The sequence below is a fragment of the Hyphomicrobium sp. 802 genome, from assembly GCF_000526135.1.
Lineage (GTDB): Bacteria > Pseudomonadota > Alphaproteobacteria > Rhizobiales > Hyphomicrobiaceae > Hyphomicrobium_B.
In genome coordinates this window covers 3,301,157-3,316,596 of the sequence record NZ_JAFM01000001.1, presented here as the reverse complement: position 1 = coordinate 3,316,596, position 15,440 = coordinate 3,301,157, and the positions used below count along the sequence as shown (strand labels likewise).

General features: G+C 60.9%; 16 protein-coding genes and 1 tRNA gene. 6 read left to right on the top strand and 11 right to left on the bottom strand.

The window, feature by feature from the left end; translation table 11 throughout:
- Window positions 1–28: 28 nt before the first annotated feature.
- The 10 genes from aroC to HYP802_RS0116815 all read right to left on the bottom strand — a co-directional run bounded on the left by aroC (window position 29) and on the right by HYP802_RS0116815 (window position 8,560).
- Window positions 29–1,117, bottom strand: coding sequence for a chorismate synthase (gene aroC, locus HYP802_RS0116860; protein ID WP_024276185.1), 1,089 nt, complete (start codon window positions 1,115–1,117; stop codon window positions 29–31).
- 514 nt (window positions 1,118–1,631) lie between these two features.
- Window positions 1,632–2,249, bottom strand: a complete 618-nt coding sequence (locus HYP802_RS0116855; protein WP_024276184.1) for a histidine phosphatase family protein — start codon at window positions 2,247–2,249, stop codon at window positions 1,632–1,634.
- Window positions 2,246–3,097, bottom strand: coding sequence for an enoyl-ACP reductase FabI (fabI, locus tag HYP802_RS0116850; RefSeq protein WP_013948563.1), 852 nt, complete (start codon window positions 3,095–3,097; stop codon window positions 2,246–2,248). Before fabI ends, HYP802_RS0116855 begins: the two co-directional genes overlap by 4 nt.
- A gap of 190 nt (window positions 3,098–3,287) precedes the next feature.
- On the bottom strand, window positions 3,288–4,028 hold the full coding sequence (locus tag HYP802_RS0116845) for an ABC transporter ATP-binding protein (RefSeq protein ID WP_013948562.1): 741 nt from the start codon (window positions 4,026–4,028) through the stop codon (window positions 3,288–3,290).
- 22 nt (window positions 4,029–4,050) lie between these two features.
- Entirely contained in the window at window positions 4,051–5,265 is a 1,215-nt protein-coding gene (locus HYP802_RS0116840) for an ABC transporter permease (protein WP_013948561.1), read from the bottom strand.
- Window positions 5,266–5,373: 108 nt separating this feature from the next.
- Window positions 5,374–5,913, bottom strand: a complete 540-nt coding sequence (locus tag HYP802_RS0116835) for a hypothetical protein (RefSeq protein ID WP_013948560.1) — start codon at window positions 5,911–5,913, stop codon at window positions 5,374–5,376.
- A gap of 138 nt (window positions 5,914–6,051) precedes the next feature.
- Window positions 6,052–6,471 (bottom strand): hypothetical protein, encoded by a 420-nt coding sequence (locus HYP802_RS23295; protein ID WP_013948559.1) that lies wholly within the window; start codon window positions 6,469–6,471, stop codon window positions 6,052–6,054.
- Between the two features lie 22 nt (window positions 6,472–6,493).
- The gene (locus HYP802_RS0116825) at window positions 6,494–6,709 is read right to left on the bottom strand and encodes a hypothetical protein (RefSeq protein ID WP_013948558.1); all 216 of its coding nucleotides are present in this window, start codon (window positions 6,707–6,709) and stop codon (window positions 6,494–6,496) included.
- Between the two features lie 250 nt (window positions 6,710–6,959).
- Entirely contained in the window at window positions 6,960–8,045 is a 1,086-nt protein-coding gene (locus tag HYP802_RS0116820; RefSeq protein WP_013948557.1) for an efflux RND transporter periplasmic adaptor subunit, read from the bottom strand.
- Between the two features lie 236 nt (window positions 8,046–8,281).
- The gene (locus HYP802_RS0116815; RefSeq protein ID WP_013948556.1) at window positions 8,282–8,560 is read right to left on the bottom strand and encodes a hypothetical protein; all 279 of its coding nucleotides are present in this window, start codon (window positions 8,558–8,560) and stop codon (window positions 8,282–8,284) included.
- Window positions 8,561–8,759: 199 nt separating this feature from the next.
- Between HYP802_RS0116815 and HYP802_RS0116810 the strand changes: the two genes are divergently transcribed.
- Window positions 8,760–9,341 (top strand): glutathione peroxidase, encoded by a 582-nt coding sequence (locus HYP802_RS0116810; protein ID WP_013948555.1) that lies wholly within the window; start codon window positions 8,760–8,762, stop codon window positions 9,339–9,341.
- Between the two features lie 77 nt (window positions 9,342–9,418).
- On the opposite strand, the gene sseA is transcribed toward HYP802_RS0116810, so the two are convergent.
- Entirely contained in the window at window positions 9,419–10,282 is an 864-nt protein-coding gene (sseA, locus tag HYP802_RS0116805) for a 3-mercaptopyruvate sulfurtransferase (protein WP_013948554.1), read from the bottom strand.
- A 272-nt stretch (window positions 10,283–10,554) separates the two neighbouring features.
- Between sseA and HYP802_RS0116800 the strand changes: the two genes are divergently transcribed.
- The 5 genes from HYP802_RS0116800 (at window position 10,555) to HYP802_RS0116780 (ending at window position 15,359) form a co-directional block, all read left to right on the top strand.
- Window positions 10,555–10,639 (top strand) — tRNA-Leu (locus HYP802_RS0116800).
- 242 nt (window positions 10,640–10,881) lie between these two features.
- Window positions 10,882–12,183: an NAD(P)-binding protein gene (locus HYP802_RS0116795; protein WP_024276181.1), complete on the top strand. Its 1,302-nt coding sequence runs from the start codon at window positions 10,882–10,884 to the stop codon at window positions 12,181–12,183.
- A 13-nt stretch (window positions 12,184–12,196) separates the two neighbouring features.
- Window positions 12,197–13,045 (top strand): hopanoid biosynthesis-associated protein HpnK, encoded by an 849-nt coding sequence (gene hpnK / locus HYP802_RS0116790; protein WP_013948550.1) that lies wholly within the window; start codon window positions 12,197–12,199, stop codon window positions 13,043–13,045.
- Window positions 13,046–13,140: 95 nt separating this feature from the next.
- Window positions 13,141–14,334 (top strand): bacteriohopanetetrol glucosamine biosynthesis glycosyltransferase HpnI, encoded by a 1,194-nt coding sequence (hpnI, locus tag HYP802_RS0116785; RefSeq protein WP_013948549.1) that lies wholly within the window; start codon window positions 13,141–13,143, stop codon window positions 14,332–14,334.
- Complete coding sequence (locus HYP802_RS0116780; protein WP_013948548.1) at window positions 14,334–15,359, top strand: lysylphosphatidylglycerol synthase domain-containing protein; 1,026 nt, start codon at window positions 14,334–14,336, stop codon at window positions 15,357–15,359. Before hpnI ends, HYP802_RS0116780 begins: the two co-directional genes overlap by 1 nt.
- The last annotated feature ends 81 nt before the right edge of the window (window positions 15,360–15,440 follow it).

The following is a 15,440-nucleotide window of genomic DNA, read 5'->3' as shown; positions in this document are numbered from 1 at the left end:
ATGCTGCGCGATGGGTCGGCCCTCGAAATTACCCGCCGATTTGGCCGCGATGCCGCAGGAAATGGTCCGCGAGCACAATCGCCATCATCGCTTCGCCGACCGGTACGGCGCGAATGCCGACGCACGGATCGTGGCGACCCTTCGTGATGAGTTCCGTCTCATGGCCTTGACGGTCGATCGTCCGGCGCGGCGTTAAAATCGAAGACGTCGGCTTAACCGCAAAACGACAAACGATGGGTTGGCCGGTCGAAATGCCGCCGAGGATGCCGCCCGCATGGTTCGATAGGAAATCAGGCGCGCCATCATCGCCGATGCGGATTTCGTCCGCGTTCTGCTCGCCGGTCAGCTCGGCAGACGCCATGCCTTCACCGATTTCGACGCCCTTGACGGCGTTGATCGACATCATCGCGCTGGCGAGGTCTTGATCGAGCTTGCCGTAGAGCGGCGCCCCCCAGCCTGCCGGCACGCCTTCCGCTACAACTTCGATAATGGCGCCGACGGACGAACCGGCCTTGCGCACCTTGTCGAGATAGTCGGCCCAGTGCTCTGCCGCCTGCTTATCCGGAGAGAAGAACGGATTGTTGCCGACCTCGTCCCAATCCCAGTTGCCGCGATCGATTTTGATCTGCCCGATCTGCACCAGCGCGCCGCGAATCTTAACGCCGGAGATGACCTTCCGCGCCACGGCGCCAGCAGCCACACGCGACGCCGTTTCGCGCGCCGACGACCGCCCGCCGCCGCGATAGTCGCGAATGCCGTACTTGGCGTCGTAGGTGAAGTCAGCGTGGCCAGGACGGAACTTGTCCTTGATCTCGCCGTAGTCCTTCGAGCGCTGATCGGTATTTTCGATTTCAAGCGCAATAGGCGTTCCGGTCGTGACCTGCTTGCCCGAAGCATCGGCGAACACGCCGGACAGGATTTTGACCGCGTCGGCCTCTTGGCGCTGGGTCGTGAAGCGTGACTGGCCGGGCTTGCGCTTATCGAGATAGGCCTGGATCTCACCGGTTTCGAGCGCGATGCCCGGCGGACAACCGTCCACGATGGCGCCGATGGCCGGGCCGTGGCTTTCGCCCCAGGTCGTCACGCGAAACAGATGTCCGAAAGTGTTGTGAGACATTGCCTGAAATATGCGGAAGTTGGCCCGATGGGCACTCGATGGCTCTGCAACGATTGTTGCCGGGCTGCGTCACCGCTCTTCTTAGGTGGCCGGCGAGGTGGCGGCAAGAGCGCATCGGGGCCAAAGCCGCGTGACAACCCTCCGCGACGCAGATTAACTCGACGAAGTACTGCGTTCGTCGGCAGTTCCGTCGCCCTGACGATGGGACGAGGCAGGTGTGAGTCCGTATTTGACCGGCAACTCGGCCGAGCCCGCATCCGCTGCCCAAAAGCAGCCCGCGGCGCATCGCAGGATCGCATGTTGCGAAGGCGGTATGGACAGGTCGCTCATTCGAACGGCCGCGCCGTATGCCTGTCTCATCCATTCCAGGCGAACGTCTCTGTCGGCTCATAAAAGCCCATTCCTCTCGGATTGAGCCCCGGGTCGAGGGGGCTTTCAGCATGCACTCCTTATCGAGTGCCGAAGAGCCGGAGAGCCGCATCTCCGGCTCTTTTGCTTTGATGGCGTTCAACCCTCACAGCCACCGCATCTTGGCGTCGGCGAGCTTCAAAATCTTATCCTGGGGCACTTCAAGGAATGGCACGAGAGTTCTGTCGATTCCGAGCAGAGCGCCGCGCGCGACGCGGCTGACGCCGCCGTGCCCGACGGCAACCGTATTTTGGCCCAGGGTTCCGAGCCATTTCGAAACGCGGACCTCAAGGTCGTGGTAGCTCTCGCCGCCATTGGGCCTCCAGCCGTAGGGATCGGCGGCTTTGGCGGCGACGCCCTCGGGATCTTTAAGCGGCAGCTCGCCCGCGAGTTCGCCTTCCCATTGTCCGTAGCTGAGTTCAGCAATGTCCGGCACAATGCGAAAGCCGTCCGGGTCGAGACCAAGGCCTTCTCGGATCAGGCGCATCGTCTCAATGGCCCGTTGCAGCGGGCTGGCGACGAAATCGAATTCGGCGATTGCCGGCATCAGCGTTTTCAGCACGCCGCCGTGGCGACGCCCCTGCGCCTTGCCGGTGTCGTTCAAGGGAATGTCGCGCTGCCCTTGGTAGCGCGCCTCCCGGTTCCAGTCCGTCTCGCCGTGACGAATGAGATAGAGCGTGAGTCCGGGCTTCAACGACGCGGTCGTTGCCGCCCCACCACTCACGCTTCGTCGCTCTTGACGACCGAAATATCGGGCGCTTCCTCGTTCTTCATGCCCTGCACGTGATAGCCGCTATCGACGTGATGAATTTCGCCGGTCACGCCGCGCGACAGGTCCGAAAGGAGATAGAGACCGGCGTTGCCGACGTCGTCGATCGTGACGTTGCGGCGGAGTGCCGAGTTATACTCGTTCCACTTCAGGATATAGCGGAAATCCGCGATGCCCGACGCAGCCAGCGTCTTGATCGGGCCGGCCGAGATCGCGTTGACGCGGATGCCGTTGCGGCCAAGGTCGGACGCCAGATAGCGCACGCTCGCCTCGAGCGCGGCCTTGGCAACGCCCATCACGTTATAGTGCGGCATGACCTTTTCGGCGCCGTAGTAGCTGAGCGTGATCAGCGAACCGCCGTTCGGCATCAGCTTCTCGGCGCGCTGGGCGAGAGCCGTGAACGAATAGCAGGAGATCATCAGGCTCTGCGTGAAGTTTTTCTCCGTCGTATCGACGTACCGGCCGTCGAGCTCGTTTTTGTCCGAGTAAGCGATGGCATGGACGAGAAAATCCAGGCTGCCCCAGCTCTTTTCGAGGGACGCGAAAACGCTGTCCATCGAGGCCGCATCGGTCACATCGCAGTGAAGAACCGACTTGGCGCCAAGCTCCGCCGCCAGCGGCTCGACCCGCTTCTTCAGCGCATCCCCTTGATAGGTGAGGGCAATTTCTGCGCCCTGGGCCGCGCAGGCTTTCGCGATGCCCCAGGCGATCGATCGATTGTTTGCGACGCCCATGATGAGCCCCCGTTTTCCGGCCATCAAAGTGCCTGGGGAAATGGACGTGTTCGCTTGAGGCCCCGCCATGGGCGCTATTTCCTTAGTTATTCCAATTTGGGATTGGTGAGTTTGGGCGCATCCTACACAAATGCCTCTTCCGGTCCAGATGCCCGGAGAGGGAGCGTGCGCGGCCATTGGCCCGAGGGACGGCCATTAAGGACTAGCCCGTCCATGCGGGCGCCCGAAAAGGCCGTCATTACAGCCTTTTTGGCGGGGGTTATCCCACCGCCACCCGAACGGGGGCATTTGCAACCTTTGGCCGCTCAGATCCTGCAATCCGGCCGTCGTCGATGGTGATGATACGATCGGCGTATTGCAGCGTCCGGTGGTCGTGGGTAACGGCCAAAACGGCCCGCCCGGTATCCTGTGCCACGGCTGCCAGCAATTCCATGACGGCCATGCCGTTCTGGGCATCGAGTGCCGCTGTCGGCTCGTCGGCGAGAATGACCGAGGGTGAACCGGCGAGCGCCCGGGCAATCGAAACGCGCTGCTTCTCGCCGCCCGACATTTTGGCCGGCATCGCGTTGATGCGGTGGCCGAGGCCAACCGCTTCGAGCGCTTCGACCGCCTGGCGGCGCGCGTCCGGACCGTTGAGATCGCGCAGGTCCAGCGCCAGCATGACATTCTCGACGGCCGAGAGCGTCGGCACAAGATTATAGGACTGGAACACGAAGCCGACATGCTTGCGCCGCAGATTGGCAAGCTGCTCCTTGTTCATGTTCCGCGTATCCATGCCGGAGATCGACAGCTTGCCCTGTGTGGGTGACAGGATGCAGCCGAGGATCGAGAGCAGGGTGGTCTTACCGGATCCGGACGGCCCCATCATCAGCGTCAGCTCGCCGGTATGCAGCTGAAGGTCGACGCCTTTCAAAACCTTGTTTTCGCCGGCTCCAGCGCCCAGCACCTTCACGATGCCTTCCGCTTCGACGATGACTTTGCTGTTGTTTGGCTCGGTCATGTTAAGTCTCCCTGGAATTCGGTTAGCGGCTGAACACGACGGCCGGGTCGATGCGGACGACCTTGATGATGGCGCTTATGGCGGCGAAGATGCACATGCCGATGGTTATTGCGAAAAGTTGGGCGGCAAGTGGCGCAGTCATAATGATTGTGAGCTTGGTGTCCTGCGCAAAATGAATGGCGGTCAGCGCCAGTCCCATACCCAGCACATAGCCGATCAGCCCTGAAAGCACGGCTTGAATGAGAATCACCTTGACGATGTAGCCCGCACCGGCCCCCAAGGCGCGCAGAGTGGCGAACTCGTTGATATGATCTTTCGTGCTCGAATAAAGCGTCTGCGCGACAATGACAATGCCGACGATCAGGCCCAAGAGCTTACCCGCATCGAGGGCGGCACCCGCGCCGGTCTGCTTCAACCAATAGTCCTGGCTGCGGGTGCGGAACTCCGTCTGCGTCAAAACTTCCGTATCGGGAAGGCGTGCGGCAATTTCCTTACGCACCGTTTCGAGGTCGGCGCCGGGCAGCAGCGTGACGCGCTGGTAGCTCGCCTGGTCCTGGTTGGCGCCGGACAGCTGACGCGCTTCGTCGATGGACGTGAAGACGAACGGCAGCGTCGTGAACGAACGCACGCGCTTGGTAATCGCCACGAGCTTGACCGCGGCGCCGTTGAGTTCGGCGTGCTCGCCGAGCCTGTTGACGCCCAGATCGTTGAAGTAGCTGCGATCGATCGCAACCGTATTCGGAGCTTCGAGCGCTGCGCGGCTACCTTCGATGATGTTTGCGGGCAGCGCCTTTGGGCTGTCGCCTGACGTTCCAATCAGCAGGACCGTCGTTTCGCCACCTCGCGGTTTGCGCCAGCGGGCGAATGAAACCAGCATGTCTTCCGAATTTTCGACGCCGGGTGCCGACAGCGCCAGATAGCGTTCGCGGCCAGCGAGAAACGAGGGATCGTCGTAGCTCTTGGTGCCGAGCGGCACGATCCAAAGATCGGCCGGCGCCGCGTCGATGATCGTCGCGATCTTGTTTGCCGATCCGAGATAGATGCCGGATTGGACCGCGACCAGCACAACCGAAAACAGAATGCCGACGACGGTCACGAAGAAGCTTAGGCGATCATGAAAAAGATTGCGATAAGCGAGCTTCACGACCATCGGCACGCGAAATGCGCTTGGGCGTTTTTCCCGTGCGGCTGCTATCGGCTTACGCATGATGATTGGTGCTGTTGCGGCGAGTTCCATGACCTGCTCCCTCCTTGGGCGTTGGTCAGACTTTGAACGACGGCGTTGCGGTTGGCTGTTTCGCAGGGCACAGAGCTTTCAGCCTGCCGCCCGGTGTCTGTGTCAGGCTTAGTCGCAGGGAACGTCGATCAGCGCGGCGATAGCCGGCGAATAGCGCCGGCAGATGTGCGTGGTTGCTGCCGTTTCGGTATCCGCTTTCGCAGATGAAGCACGAGTATCCGAAGCGACCTTTCCGCCGTTCACTGACGTTTCCGGTTTGGATGATGCAATCGCCCCCGTCGTGTTAGCGGCGGCCGTCTTTTCTACCGCGGCAGTCGTCACGGTATCGGCCGGCAGCCTGCCTTCGAGCTTTACTGGTTGCACGGTTGCTGTCGCGGGCGTCTTGACGGCGGTCTCGGCAACGTCGGATTGCGCGGGACGCTTGACCTTTACGATTTTGCGAGGGGCACTCTCCTTGACTTCGCGACGGGCGGAGCGCGGTCGCTCGACGCGCTGATAATCGCGGCCACTGTAAGTCTCGTTCGAATGCGCGACGAACGAACCGAGCGGAAAGCCAAAACCGACCCTGACCGCATCTGCGTTCGCGGCGTTTGTCATCGTCGTCCCGGCCAGCAGCGTCGCGGCGAGAGCAAAGGTGATCTTGGACATGGTAGCCTCCTGACGATGGTTTCTTGCTGGCCGGTCGCGCCGGCCATGTCGCAACAATGCCTCGCCGGCTGCGTGGTCGCTGTTCCGGCAGGAACACGGCCGAAGGCCAGGAAATCACGTTTATTTCAGTGTGTTGCTTTATGCGGCGAGAGGCAGGGTATGGGCACTCTGCCGCGGTCGTGCTGTCGAGGCGTCCAGCGCGAGCAGCATCTGCTGCGTATTGAACCCAAACCGGACGTTCAGCGGGCGCGCTGCGGCGTCCTGAGCTGCAAGCGCGAGCAACCGGAAGCCGCGCTCCAGAAACAGAGCTTTGAGGCGCCGACCAGAGAAGGCCGTCAGAAGCGCCCGGAAGCGCAGCGCTACGGCGAGCCGGGCCGTGCCCTTGCGCGCATCATCGAACGCCATCCAGATCTCATCCTCGATCTCCCGGATCTCGTCCTCTCGCAGGCCTCGCAAAAGTGCCAATCCCTGACCGTGTTCGCGAAGAAGGTCGATGACAAATGCAAGGTCGGAAGCCTCGACGACCGGCACATCGGATAAATCGAAATGGGCTCGCATGGCTGGTTCTCCCGAAGGCCGATCAAAGGACGTTTCCGAATGCTGTCCACGGCGAGCCCGCAAGCACGATGATGTCGCGCGCTTTGCGTTCGCCGAGTTCGAAATGAACCTCATGGCCTTCGAGTTTTTCGATGCCATTGCGGATGTCTCCGCCTGCGAAACGGAAGCTGCGTCCATCCTCGCCGCGAATGATGCCGACGCCGAGATCGGCGCGGAATTTCTTGATCTCTCCGTACATCTGTCTCTCCTCGATCAGTCGGTTGGGTCGATGCAGAGATGATGCGAAAAGCCCATGTTTTCCGCTGTTCCTGATGAAACAGCATGTAGACAGATTATTTTCGCGAGGCGTCGCGTAGGTCAAAACGAAACGCGGCGGGGAGGCGTGCTGAACGGGACCGCATTCCCGTTTCCCACACCTCCCCGCCATCGGGGACCGGCGGCGCCTTCACTAAGGAGGAAGCGAGCCGCCGCAGGTCTTTCGAAAACCGCTACTTGAAGAAGGCGTCCGCGCGCATTCCCGGCAGCAGCGGCGGATTGCCCGCGAGATCGATGGTGACTTCGAGCACTTCGACATCGGTTGGGCGGCGTGCACCGCGCAGCGAGAACTGCGGCGAGGTCAAAGTCGGAGCAAGCTCGGCGACGGTGCCTTCGAATTCTTTGCCGGGGTAGGCGTTGCTCTTTACGGTGACCTTGCTGCCGGTCTTGATCTTCGAGACGTCGATTTCGTCAACCTCGGCCTTCAGCCGCACGACCGACATATCGCCGAGCATGACCAGCGATTGCTCAGGAGAGGGCGACGCCATCTCGCCGACCTTTGCAGAGAGCTGCAGAACGGTGCCCGCAACCGGTGCACGGATGCGCGTTTTTTCGAGCATGGCTTCCGCAACAGCGACATCCGAGCGTGCGGCCTGCAGCGCCGATTCAAGGCGGTTCGGGGCCGGGATATCCGGTTTCGACTGGGCTTTGGCGTAGGAAGCACGCTCTTTCTGCAACTTGGACTTCGCTTTCGCCAGATCCTCGCGTGCGTCGGCGACACGCGCCGCGCTACCAGTACCCTGGCGCTCGGCCTGCAGTTCGTATTCGAGCCCGAAGCGTGCATTCGTCAGCGCCCGTTCGGCATCGAAAACGTTGTCCTCTGCGGTGCGAAGATCGTCGCGCGCCTTATCGAGCGGCTGCGCATCGCGTTCGCGCTTGCGGGATGCAGCTTCCGTCTCGGCGGCTTGCAGACGAGCGCGGGCTTCTTCATCATCGAGACGGATCAGAAGCTCGCCTTCCTCGACCTTGTCGTTCCGTTTCACGTTCACTTCGGCGATGCGTCCGACGAGCTGTGCGCCGACGCGAATGATGCCGGACTTCGGCTCGACACGGCCAGGTGCTGCGGCCACCCAGTCGATCTGCGGTGCGCTATCGTTGTCCGCCTTGATGACGTCATCGCCGCTCGCCTTCGCATTCAGCAAATCGCTGTTCGTCACGGCGATGGCGCCAAACGCTCCGGCGCTTACTGCGACGAGAAAGAAAAAGGTTTTTACGAGAAAGCCGCCGCGTCGGGGGCGATAGGTTTCTTCGGTGCTCATGTCGTTGTCCTCCTTAAGGGCCAACCTTCGAAGCCGCGCCGTCGCGGCGAAAGGTCATGAGCAGCAATAGTCTCTGTGCATCAGGTTCGCTGTTTCGATCGGAACACATGCAAATTGCGACGAAGAAAGACGATCTCCTGGCGGATCGTTTGGACGGAGGGCATCAAAAAAGAAAAGCTCCGGTGCGTTGCCGGAGCTTCAAAATGGAGGAAGAGGTTTGCGAGGAAACGAGGTGCTTACTGGCACATCTCACGTAGCGTCCAACCGACGATCCGGCAGCTTTCAGTGCCGTTCGCGTTGATCGTGCACTTGCGGTTCGGCAGCCGCTGATAATCGCAGTAGTAGTTGTTCGAATAGCCGGAAAAGCCGTGCATCGGCTTCGAGAACTGATAGTCCTGCACGAAGAATTCCTTGGCGCTGCCGGCCGCGTTCGCGGCCGAAACGCTGGCGCCGAACGTCGCTGCCAGAATGGCGAAAGCCACTGCAACCCGACGCGTGCTGTTGAATGCCGACATATTGAAGTCCTCCTTGTGGTGCGCGTTCGCGCTGGTGTCATTCACTGGAGGCTAATCTACGGAAGGCCGGTGTGCGTCGCTGTCCCGGGCGGAACAGGAGTTCATGGCGGTCCAGCCTTGAACCTGCCAAGTCCTGGACTACTATAAGGAAACCCCCGCAACATCGCTGCTAAAGCGCCCTGCATGCACGAGGTGAAAGGTGCGAAAGCTCTGGAATACAGGCGTCAATATCTTCTCGATGATGACCGCTAACAAAAGTACGGCGCCCAGCAACCAAGTCGAAGGGTCAGCCTACGACTTTGAGTTCAAGAGCATAGATGGCGCGCCGATGAAACTCTCGGACTGGCGCGGCAAACCGCTTCTGATTGTCAATTCAGCCTCGTTCTGCGGCTTCACCAAGCAATATTCGCAATTGCAGGAGCTTTGGCGGCGCTACGAGAGCGACGGACTGGTGGTCATCGCGGTGCCTTCGAATGATTTCGGCGAGCAGGAACCGCACGCCGACGGTGAAATCCAGTCATTCTGCCAAGGCGTATTCGGCGTCACGTTTCCGATTGCGTCGAAGCATCCCGTCATCGGCCCCGAGGCGCATCCGTTCTATAAATGGGCCGCAAACGCCATGGGGCCCAGCGGCGTGCCGACGTGGAATTTTCACAAGTACCTCGTCGGCCGCGACGGACAGCTCGTCAGATCATTTTCGACGAAATTGTCTCCGACCTCTCCGGAAATGGTCTCTTGGATCGAAAAGACCCTCGCAGAGCCTGTCCCGGCCGTCGCCTAGCGGCGCGACAGCAGCAATGAAAAAGGCGCGCGATCGTCTCGCGCGCCTGTTCTCAACTGGAAATCATGCAGCAGCCGTTACTTCGCCGGACCTGTCTCGATAGGAAGACCGTTCTCTTGGCCCCATTCGGCCCAGCTGCCGTCGTAAACGGCCGCGTTGGTCTGGCCGACCACGGCAAGCGCCAGGGCCAGCATCGAAGCCGTGACGCCGGAACCGCACGTCGTTACGACAGGCTTCGACACGTCGATGCCGACGCCCGAGAACAATTTGTTGATCTCGGCCGGTGACTTATAGGTCCCGTCCGGATTCAAAAGCTGCTGTGACGGAATATTCTTCGAGCCTGGAATGTGGCCCTTCCGGAGACCTGGTCTCGGCTCTGCGTCCTTGCCTTCGAAGCGTCCTGCCGGGCGCGCATCGACGATCTGGACGCCGTTCTTTTTGAGCAGCGCCTTCATGTCTTCGAGGTCGCGCAGGATCTCGGTATTCTGCAGCGGCGAATAATGCCGTTCCGAGCGCTTCGGTGGCGGCCCGTCTTCCAGCGGACGTCCCTCTGCCTTCCACTTGCGCAACCCGCCGTTGAGCACGGCCACGTCGCGATGTCCCATGGCGCGGAACGTCCACCATACGCGCGCAGCCGAAAAGATGCCGCTCGTATCGTAGACGACGATGCGAGCGCCGTCGCCAATGCCCATTTTTTTCATCCGCGACGCGAATTTCACGGTCGAGGGCAGCATGTGCGGCAGCGACGACTTCTCGTCCGAGAGATCGTCGATATCGAAAAACAGCGCGCCGGGAATATGCTCGGCGAGATATTCCTTCTTGGCATCCCGTTTTTCGGTCGGCAGATGCCAGCTGCCGTCCAGAATGATCAAATCCGGCGATGAGAGGTGATCGGCGAGCCAATCCGTCTCGACGATCCAATTCTTGGCGGTATCAGGCAAGGAATGTCCCTACAGGTTCGACATGGCTTTTATTTTGGGGCTGACTGCACATAGGCAAAACTTGCTGGCCTCGCAAGTTGGCCGCCGCAAAATCAGACGGGGTGGCCAATTGGCCGAACCTGACAGCCGCTATGCCGTACAGCCGTTTACGCGTTGTTTTCGGCAGGACTTTTCAGTATGACACCCGCTCCGCGGCAGTTTGTGGGTGCACCGCACACCTGCCGGGATGCAAAAGAGCGAGATCGCGATAAAAGGCGGTTCGTTCGACCGATGCGGGCGTGGCGGAACTGGTAGACGCACTGGATTTAGGTTCCAGCGGCGAAAGTCGTGGGGGTTCAAATCCCTCCGCCCGCACCACTTTTGTTTGCGCGCAGCCGCCACACCAGCCCTGCGCGCGATGAGTCCGAAGATAACATCACGGCATAAAACTTATCCTGGGCACGCTCAGCCGCAGGCGCGAGCGCTTGCGGATTTGGCGAGGCGCCTCTAAAGGAAGCCCGGTCGGCCGCTACAACGCGCAAACCCGAGGGTTTTCCGGAGTTTACGCGTCATTCTCAGTGCGCTGGCAACGACTTAACTAGCTCAGAATTGGACGGGGAATGTCTCGAAAATGGCTCGTCGCCGGGGGCGGCATATCGGGACTGGCGGCCGCTCAGTGCTTGCAGGCGAACGGCCGCGATTATGTGCTGCTCGAACGTTGCCCCGCAGTCGGCGGCCTGACGCGGACGACGCAGGTCGAAGATTTCTGCTTCGATTACACCGGCCACTTTCTGCATCTGAGGCGCTACCCATCGCCCGCGCAGGTCCCCTATGCGCATCTGAATGATGAAGATTGGGCGACTGTCGACCGGAAGTCCTACTTCTACGCCGGAGAGCGCCTGATCGAAGCGCCCATCCAGTACCACCTGGGCGAGCTGCCGGACGGGCTTCGCCAGGACTGCGAGAAATCGTATGACGAGCGGCCGAAAGCCGCCGGCGACGGCACCGGCTTTCGCGATTTCATCGTCTCGGGCTTTGGGCAGGTCGTCGCTGATCGCTTCCTCATCCCGCAAAACGAAAAGACGATGGCGACGCCCCTGAGCCGCCTGTCGATCGGCGCCGTCAAACGCTTCTTTCCGCCGCCCGATGAAGCCCGCATTCGCGCCGGTTTCGCCAATACGGGCGAGCGTTTCGCTGAGTACAACACCACCTTCTGGTATCCAAAACGCGGTGGCATCGACGTGCTAACGCGCGGCCTCGCCCATGGCCTCACGAGCGTTGCGACGACGCAGGAAATTTCGCGCATCGATCTTAATTGTCGTGTCGCGACCACGAGCGCAGGCCTGTCCGTCGAATGGGAAAAGATGTTCCCCAGCATTCCGCTTAAAACGCTCTGCGAGTTGACGGGAGACGCGCAGCTCGCTGGCGCCGCCGCCAAGCTCAGCCACAGTTCAACGATCAGTTTCAATTTCGGCGTGCGCGGCAAGCTGCCGAGCGCGCTTAAGGACGCCCACTGGGTTTACGTTCCCGACCGTGACATCCCATTCTATCGTTTCGGCTGCTATTCCAACATCTCGTCTGCGATGGCTTCGCACGGGTTGAATGCGGTCTACGTCGAGGTCGGCGTACCGGGCGAAGAAATCGACAAGGTCGATATTGTCAGCAAGACGCAGAAAGACGTCATCGCGGCTCTGGAAAAACTCGGCTGGGTCAAAAGCGAAGACATCATCTGCGCCGTCACCCACGTGATTCGCTGCGCTTACGTCCACCACACGCCCGAGCGTGATCAGCTTGTGGACGAAATTCTTGTGCGGTTGAATACATTCGGAATTCACCCCATCGGCCGTTATGGGCTGTGGGATTATGTGGGCATGGAGGATTCGATCAGCTCGGCGCTGACGACGGTCGAAGCCCAGCTCTGAGGGAGATCAGCGTTTGAAATCTCTGATCGTGACCGCCGACGATTTCGGGATGACCGTTCCCGTCAACGAGGCCATCGAAGCCTCGCACAAGAACGGTATTCTGTCGGCGACGAGCCTGATGACCGGCGGCGAAGCTTTCGCCGACGCCGTCAACAGGGCCCGTCAGCTTCCCGAACTCGGTGTGGGGCTACACATCCATTTGGTCGATAGCCGTCCCGTCTTGCCGCCGGAGCAGGTGCCCGATCTCGTCGGGCCAGACGGGAATTTCTCCAACAACCCCGAGGTTTTTGGCTTCAAGCTGTTCTTTTCGCCTGAGATGCGCCGTCAGGCCGAAGCCGAGATTACGGCCCAGTTCGAGCGCTTCGAAAAGACCGGGCTCGTGATGGACCACGTCAATGGTCACCATCATTTCCACATGCATCCGGTCGTGACGGACGCCATCGCCAAGCTGGCGCCGAAATTCGGCTCACCGCCGGTGCGCTTTCCTGTCGAGCCGTTCGGGCCCTCGCTGCAGGCGGGTGGCGACAAGCCCATCCGGCGGTTCTTCAATTGGGCCTTCTACGCCGGATTGACGCACAGGATGCGCAAGAAGCTCGAATCCGTCGACCTGAAGCTGAACGATCACGTCTTCGGCGTCACAGATACCGGCGGCATGACCGAGGATCGGATTTTGGCCTATCTCGATCATTTACCCGAGGGCGTAACTGAACTTTACGCCCATCCAGCCATGGGCGGAGACGGCCGGCCGCAGTCTTATCCTTCTTTTGAGGAATACCGCGGGCTGATAAGTCCGGCCGTCCGCGCAAAAGTTGCGGCACTTGGGTTGCACCCTCAGACCTTCAAGGCGGCATTTGCGTCCTGAGGGGTCGAAAGCCGCCGCATTTATGCTACGCCCGTGTTGCGTGATTACGGCTAGGTCGTAGTCGCCGCCACCTATGTCTTGGAGACGCCAGCCGAATGCACATGCCGATCGTGCTTCTCAATCCCTTCGTTATTGCCGGCATCGTTTTGGGTCTTGCTGCGCTCGCATACTTAGTTCTGGCGCTCTATTTCACGTGGCGATTCCGGGAACGCCCGGTTAAGGCCGCCGAAGGCTTTCGTCCGCCGGTATCGGTGCTGAAGCCGGTCCACGGCGGCCAGCCATTTCTTTATGAATGCCTGCGGACCTTCTGCGATCAGGACTGGCCGCAATACGAGGTCATCTTTGGTGCCCATTCGGAAACCGACCCGGCCGTAGCCGTGGTGAAGCGGCTGATGGCGGAATTTCCGGATCGCGATCTGCGCCTCGTCGTTGATGCAAACCTGGCCGGACCAAATCCCCGTGCCTCGAACCTTGCAAACATCTATCGCGCCGCCCGCTACGACATCCTGCTCGTCGCGGACGCCGATCTGAAGGTCGACCGCAATTGCATCGCGTCGCTCGCGGCCCCCTTCATCGATCCGGAGGTCGGCGCCGTCGCCTCGATTTACAAAGGCTTGCCCTACGGCGGCGCAGCGGCCGCCGATTTCGGCACCATGAACATCAGCGATTGGTTCGCGCCGTCTGTCCTCGTCGATGTCGGCCTGCGCGGCATCGACTTCGTTTTCGCGATGGCGAGCGTGCGTCGCGAGGCGCTCGACTCCTTCGGCGGCTTCAACCATCTGTCGAACTTTTTCCCCGATGACTTCGCGCTCGGAAATCTCGTCGCGCAGCGCGGCTACAAGGTCGAGCTATCACCCTACTGTTGCGACACGATCGTGGCTGAGAAGAGCTTTTCAGAACTCTTCCGCCACGAAATCCTGTGGCAGCGCATGGAGCGCTTCTGCCGCCCGAGCGATCACTTCATGTCGGTGATCACGTGGCCCTTGCCGCTCCTTCTTCTGCTTCTGCTGCCGTGGCCCACGATCATCGGACTGTCGATCATCGCAGCCGAAATCGTGCTGCGCATCGCACTCCACTATCAGGTGCGGCGCAGCTTCAAGATGAACACGCCCGCACAGCCCTGGCTTGTGCCGATCCGCGAATGCGTATGCTTTTTTGCCTGGGCCTTCGGCCTGTTCGGCAACAAGGTGAAGTGGGGCAAGAACATCTTCACCTATGAAGCCTTCCGCAAGCTCATCGCCGATGGCCGCAACATTGGCGCCATCGCCGCCACGGTCGGAGAGAAGTGATGAGCGCCGAGGAGGTATCGACACAGATGGGCTCGCGGACGGCCTTGTTCGCCGCTGCGACCTGCGGCGTGCTCCTCGCCGTCGGCCTCGTCGTCTACTTCGGAATTGGTGAGATCTGGGATGCGCTGTCGACCGCAGGCTGGAGCGGCATGCTCGCCGTCATGTGCGCCTATCTCTTTTCGCTGTGGTTCTGCGCCTGGAGCTGGCGCGTCCTCCTCGTCGAGAAATACCCGCAGAGCCGCGGTCTGATGTTTCTATGGGCGCGCTGGATCCGCGACAGCGTCGGCAACCTGCTCGCCATCATTCCCGGGGCAGGCGAGGCCGCGGGCGCACGCGAGTTGACCAAGCACGGGTTACGCGTGAACGTCGCCGCGGCGACCACCATCGTCGATATGACGACCGAGATGCTGGGCCAGCTCATCTACACGTTCATGGGCCTTGCATTCCTGTTCGCCTATCACCCGGACGAGCCTGCCGCATGGTGGGCGGCGGCCGGCCTTTGCGTCGCGACGATCGCTGTCGTCGGCTTTTTGATCGCACAGAGGAACGGCCTGATCCTTTTTCTGGAACAGCTTCCCGCGAAGCTCGGCTTCACGCGCGGCTGGGAAGGCATGTCAGACACGGGCAGCATTCACAGCGCGATCCAGTCCATCTACCGTGAGCGCAGCGCGGTCGCGGCGTCAGTCGGCATCCACTTGCTCGGCTGGCTGTCCGGCGCAGCGGAAACGTGGCTTGCCCTCTATTTCATGGGCCATCAGCTTTCCGTCGGGGATGTTCTCGCGCTTGAAAGCCTCGTCTTCGCGCTTAGAAGCGTGGCGTTCGTTGTTCCTTGGGCGGCGGGCGTGCAGGAGGGTGGCTATATCGTGATCGGCGCTTTGTTCGGTCTCGGACCCGACGTCGCGCTCGCACTTTCGCTTCTGAAGCGCGCCAAAGAGATCATCGCCGGAGTGCCGGGTCTCGTTGCCTGGCATATATCGGAAGGCAAGCGCTTCTGGCAGGGCCGCCTTGCCGAGTCCCGAAAGTGACGGCCAAGGCTTTCGGCAGCAGCGCGGCAACATCAAACCTTCATACGAACGCCGTATCGAGGTAGCCTCAGCGGGAAATCG

What these genes read in the sequence shown, in the direction of transcription:
- HYP802_RS0116780 (WP_013948548.1), top strand. Translation starts at nt 14,334, where the DNA reads ATGAGCGCCGAGGAGGTATCGACACAGATGGGCTCGCGGACGGCCTTG.
- HYP802_RS23295 (WP_013948559.1), bottom strand. Translation starts at nt 6,471, where the DNA reads ATGCGAGCCCATTTCGATTTATCCGATGTGCCGGTCGTCGAGGCTTCC.
- aroC (WP_024276185.1), bottom strand. Translation starts at nt 1,117, where the DNA reads ATGTCTCACAACACTTTCGGACATCTGTTTCGCGTGACGACCTGGGGC.
- fabI (WP_013948563.1), bottom strand. Translation starts at nt 3,097, where the DNA reads ATGGCGGGGCCTCAAGCGAACACGTCCATTTCCCCAGGCACTTTGATG.
- HYP802_RS0116825 (WP_013948558.1), bottom strand. Translation starts at nt 6,709, where the DNA reads ATGTACGGAGAGATCAAGAAATTCCGCGCCGATCTCGGCGTCGGCATC.
- HYP802_RS0116835 (WP_013948560.1), bottom strand. Translation starts at nt 5,913, where the DNA reads ATGTCCAAGATCACCTTTGCTCTCGCCGCGACGCTGCTGGCCGGGACG.
- hpnI (WP_013948549.1), top strand. Translation starts at nt 13,141, where the DNA reads ATGCACATGCCGATCGTGCTTCTCAATCCCTTCGTTATTGCCGGCATC.
- HYP802_RS0116840 (WP_013948561.1), bottom strand. Translation starts at nt 5,265, where the DNA reads ATGGAACTCGCCGCAACAGCACCAATCATCATGCGTAAGCCGATAGCA.
- HYP802_RS0116820 (WP_013948557.1), bottom strand. Translation starts at nt 8,045, where the DNA reads ATGAGCACCGAAGAAACCTATCGCCCCCGACGCGGCGGCTTTCTCGTA.
- HYP802_RS0116845 (WP_013948562.1), bottom strand. Translation starts at nt 4,028, where the DNA reads ATGACCGAGCCAAACAACAGCAAAGTCATCGTCGAAGCGGAAGGCATC.
- HYP802_RS0116795 (WP_024276181.1), top strand. Translation starts at nt 10,882, where the DNA reads ATGTCTCGAAAATGGCTCGTCGCCGGGGGCGGCATATCGGGACTGGCG.
- HYP802_RS0116815 (WP_013948556.1), bottom strand. Translation starts at nt 8,560, where the DNA reads ATGTCGGCATTCAACAGCACGCGTCGGGTTGCAGTGGCTTTCGCCATT.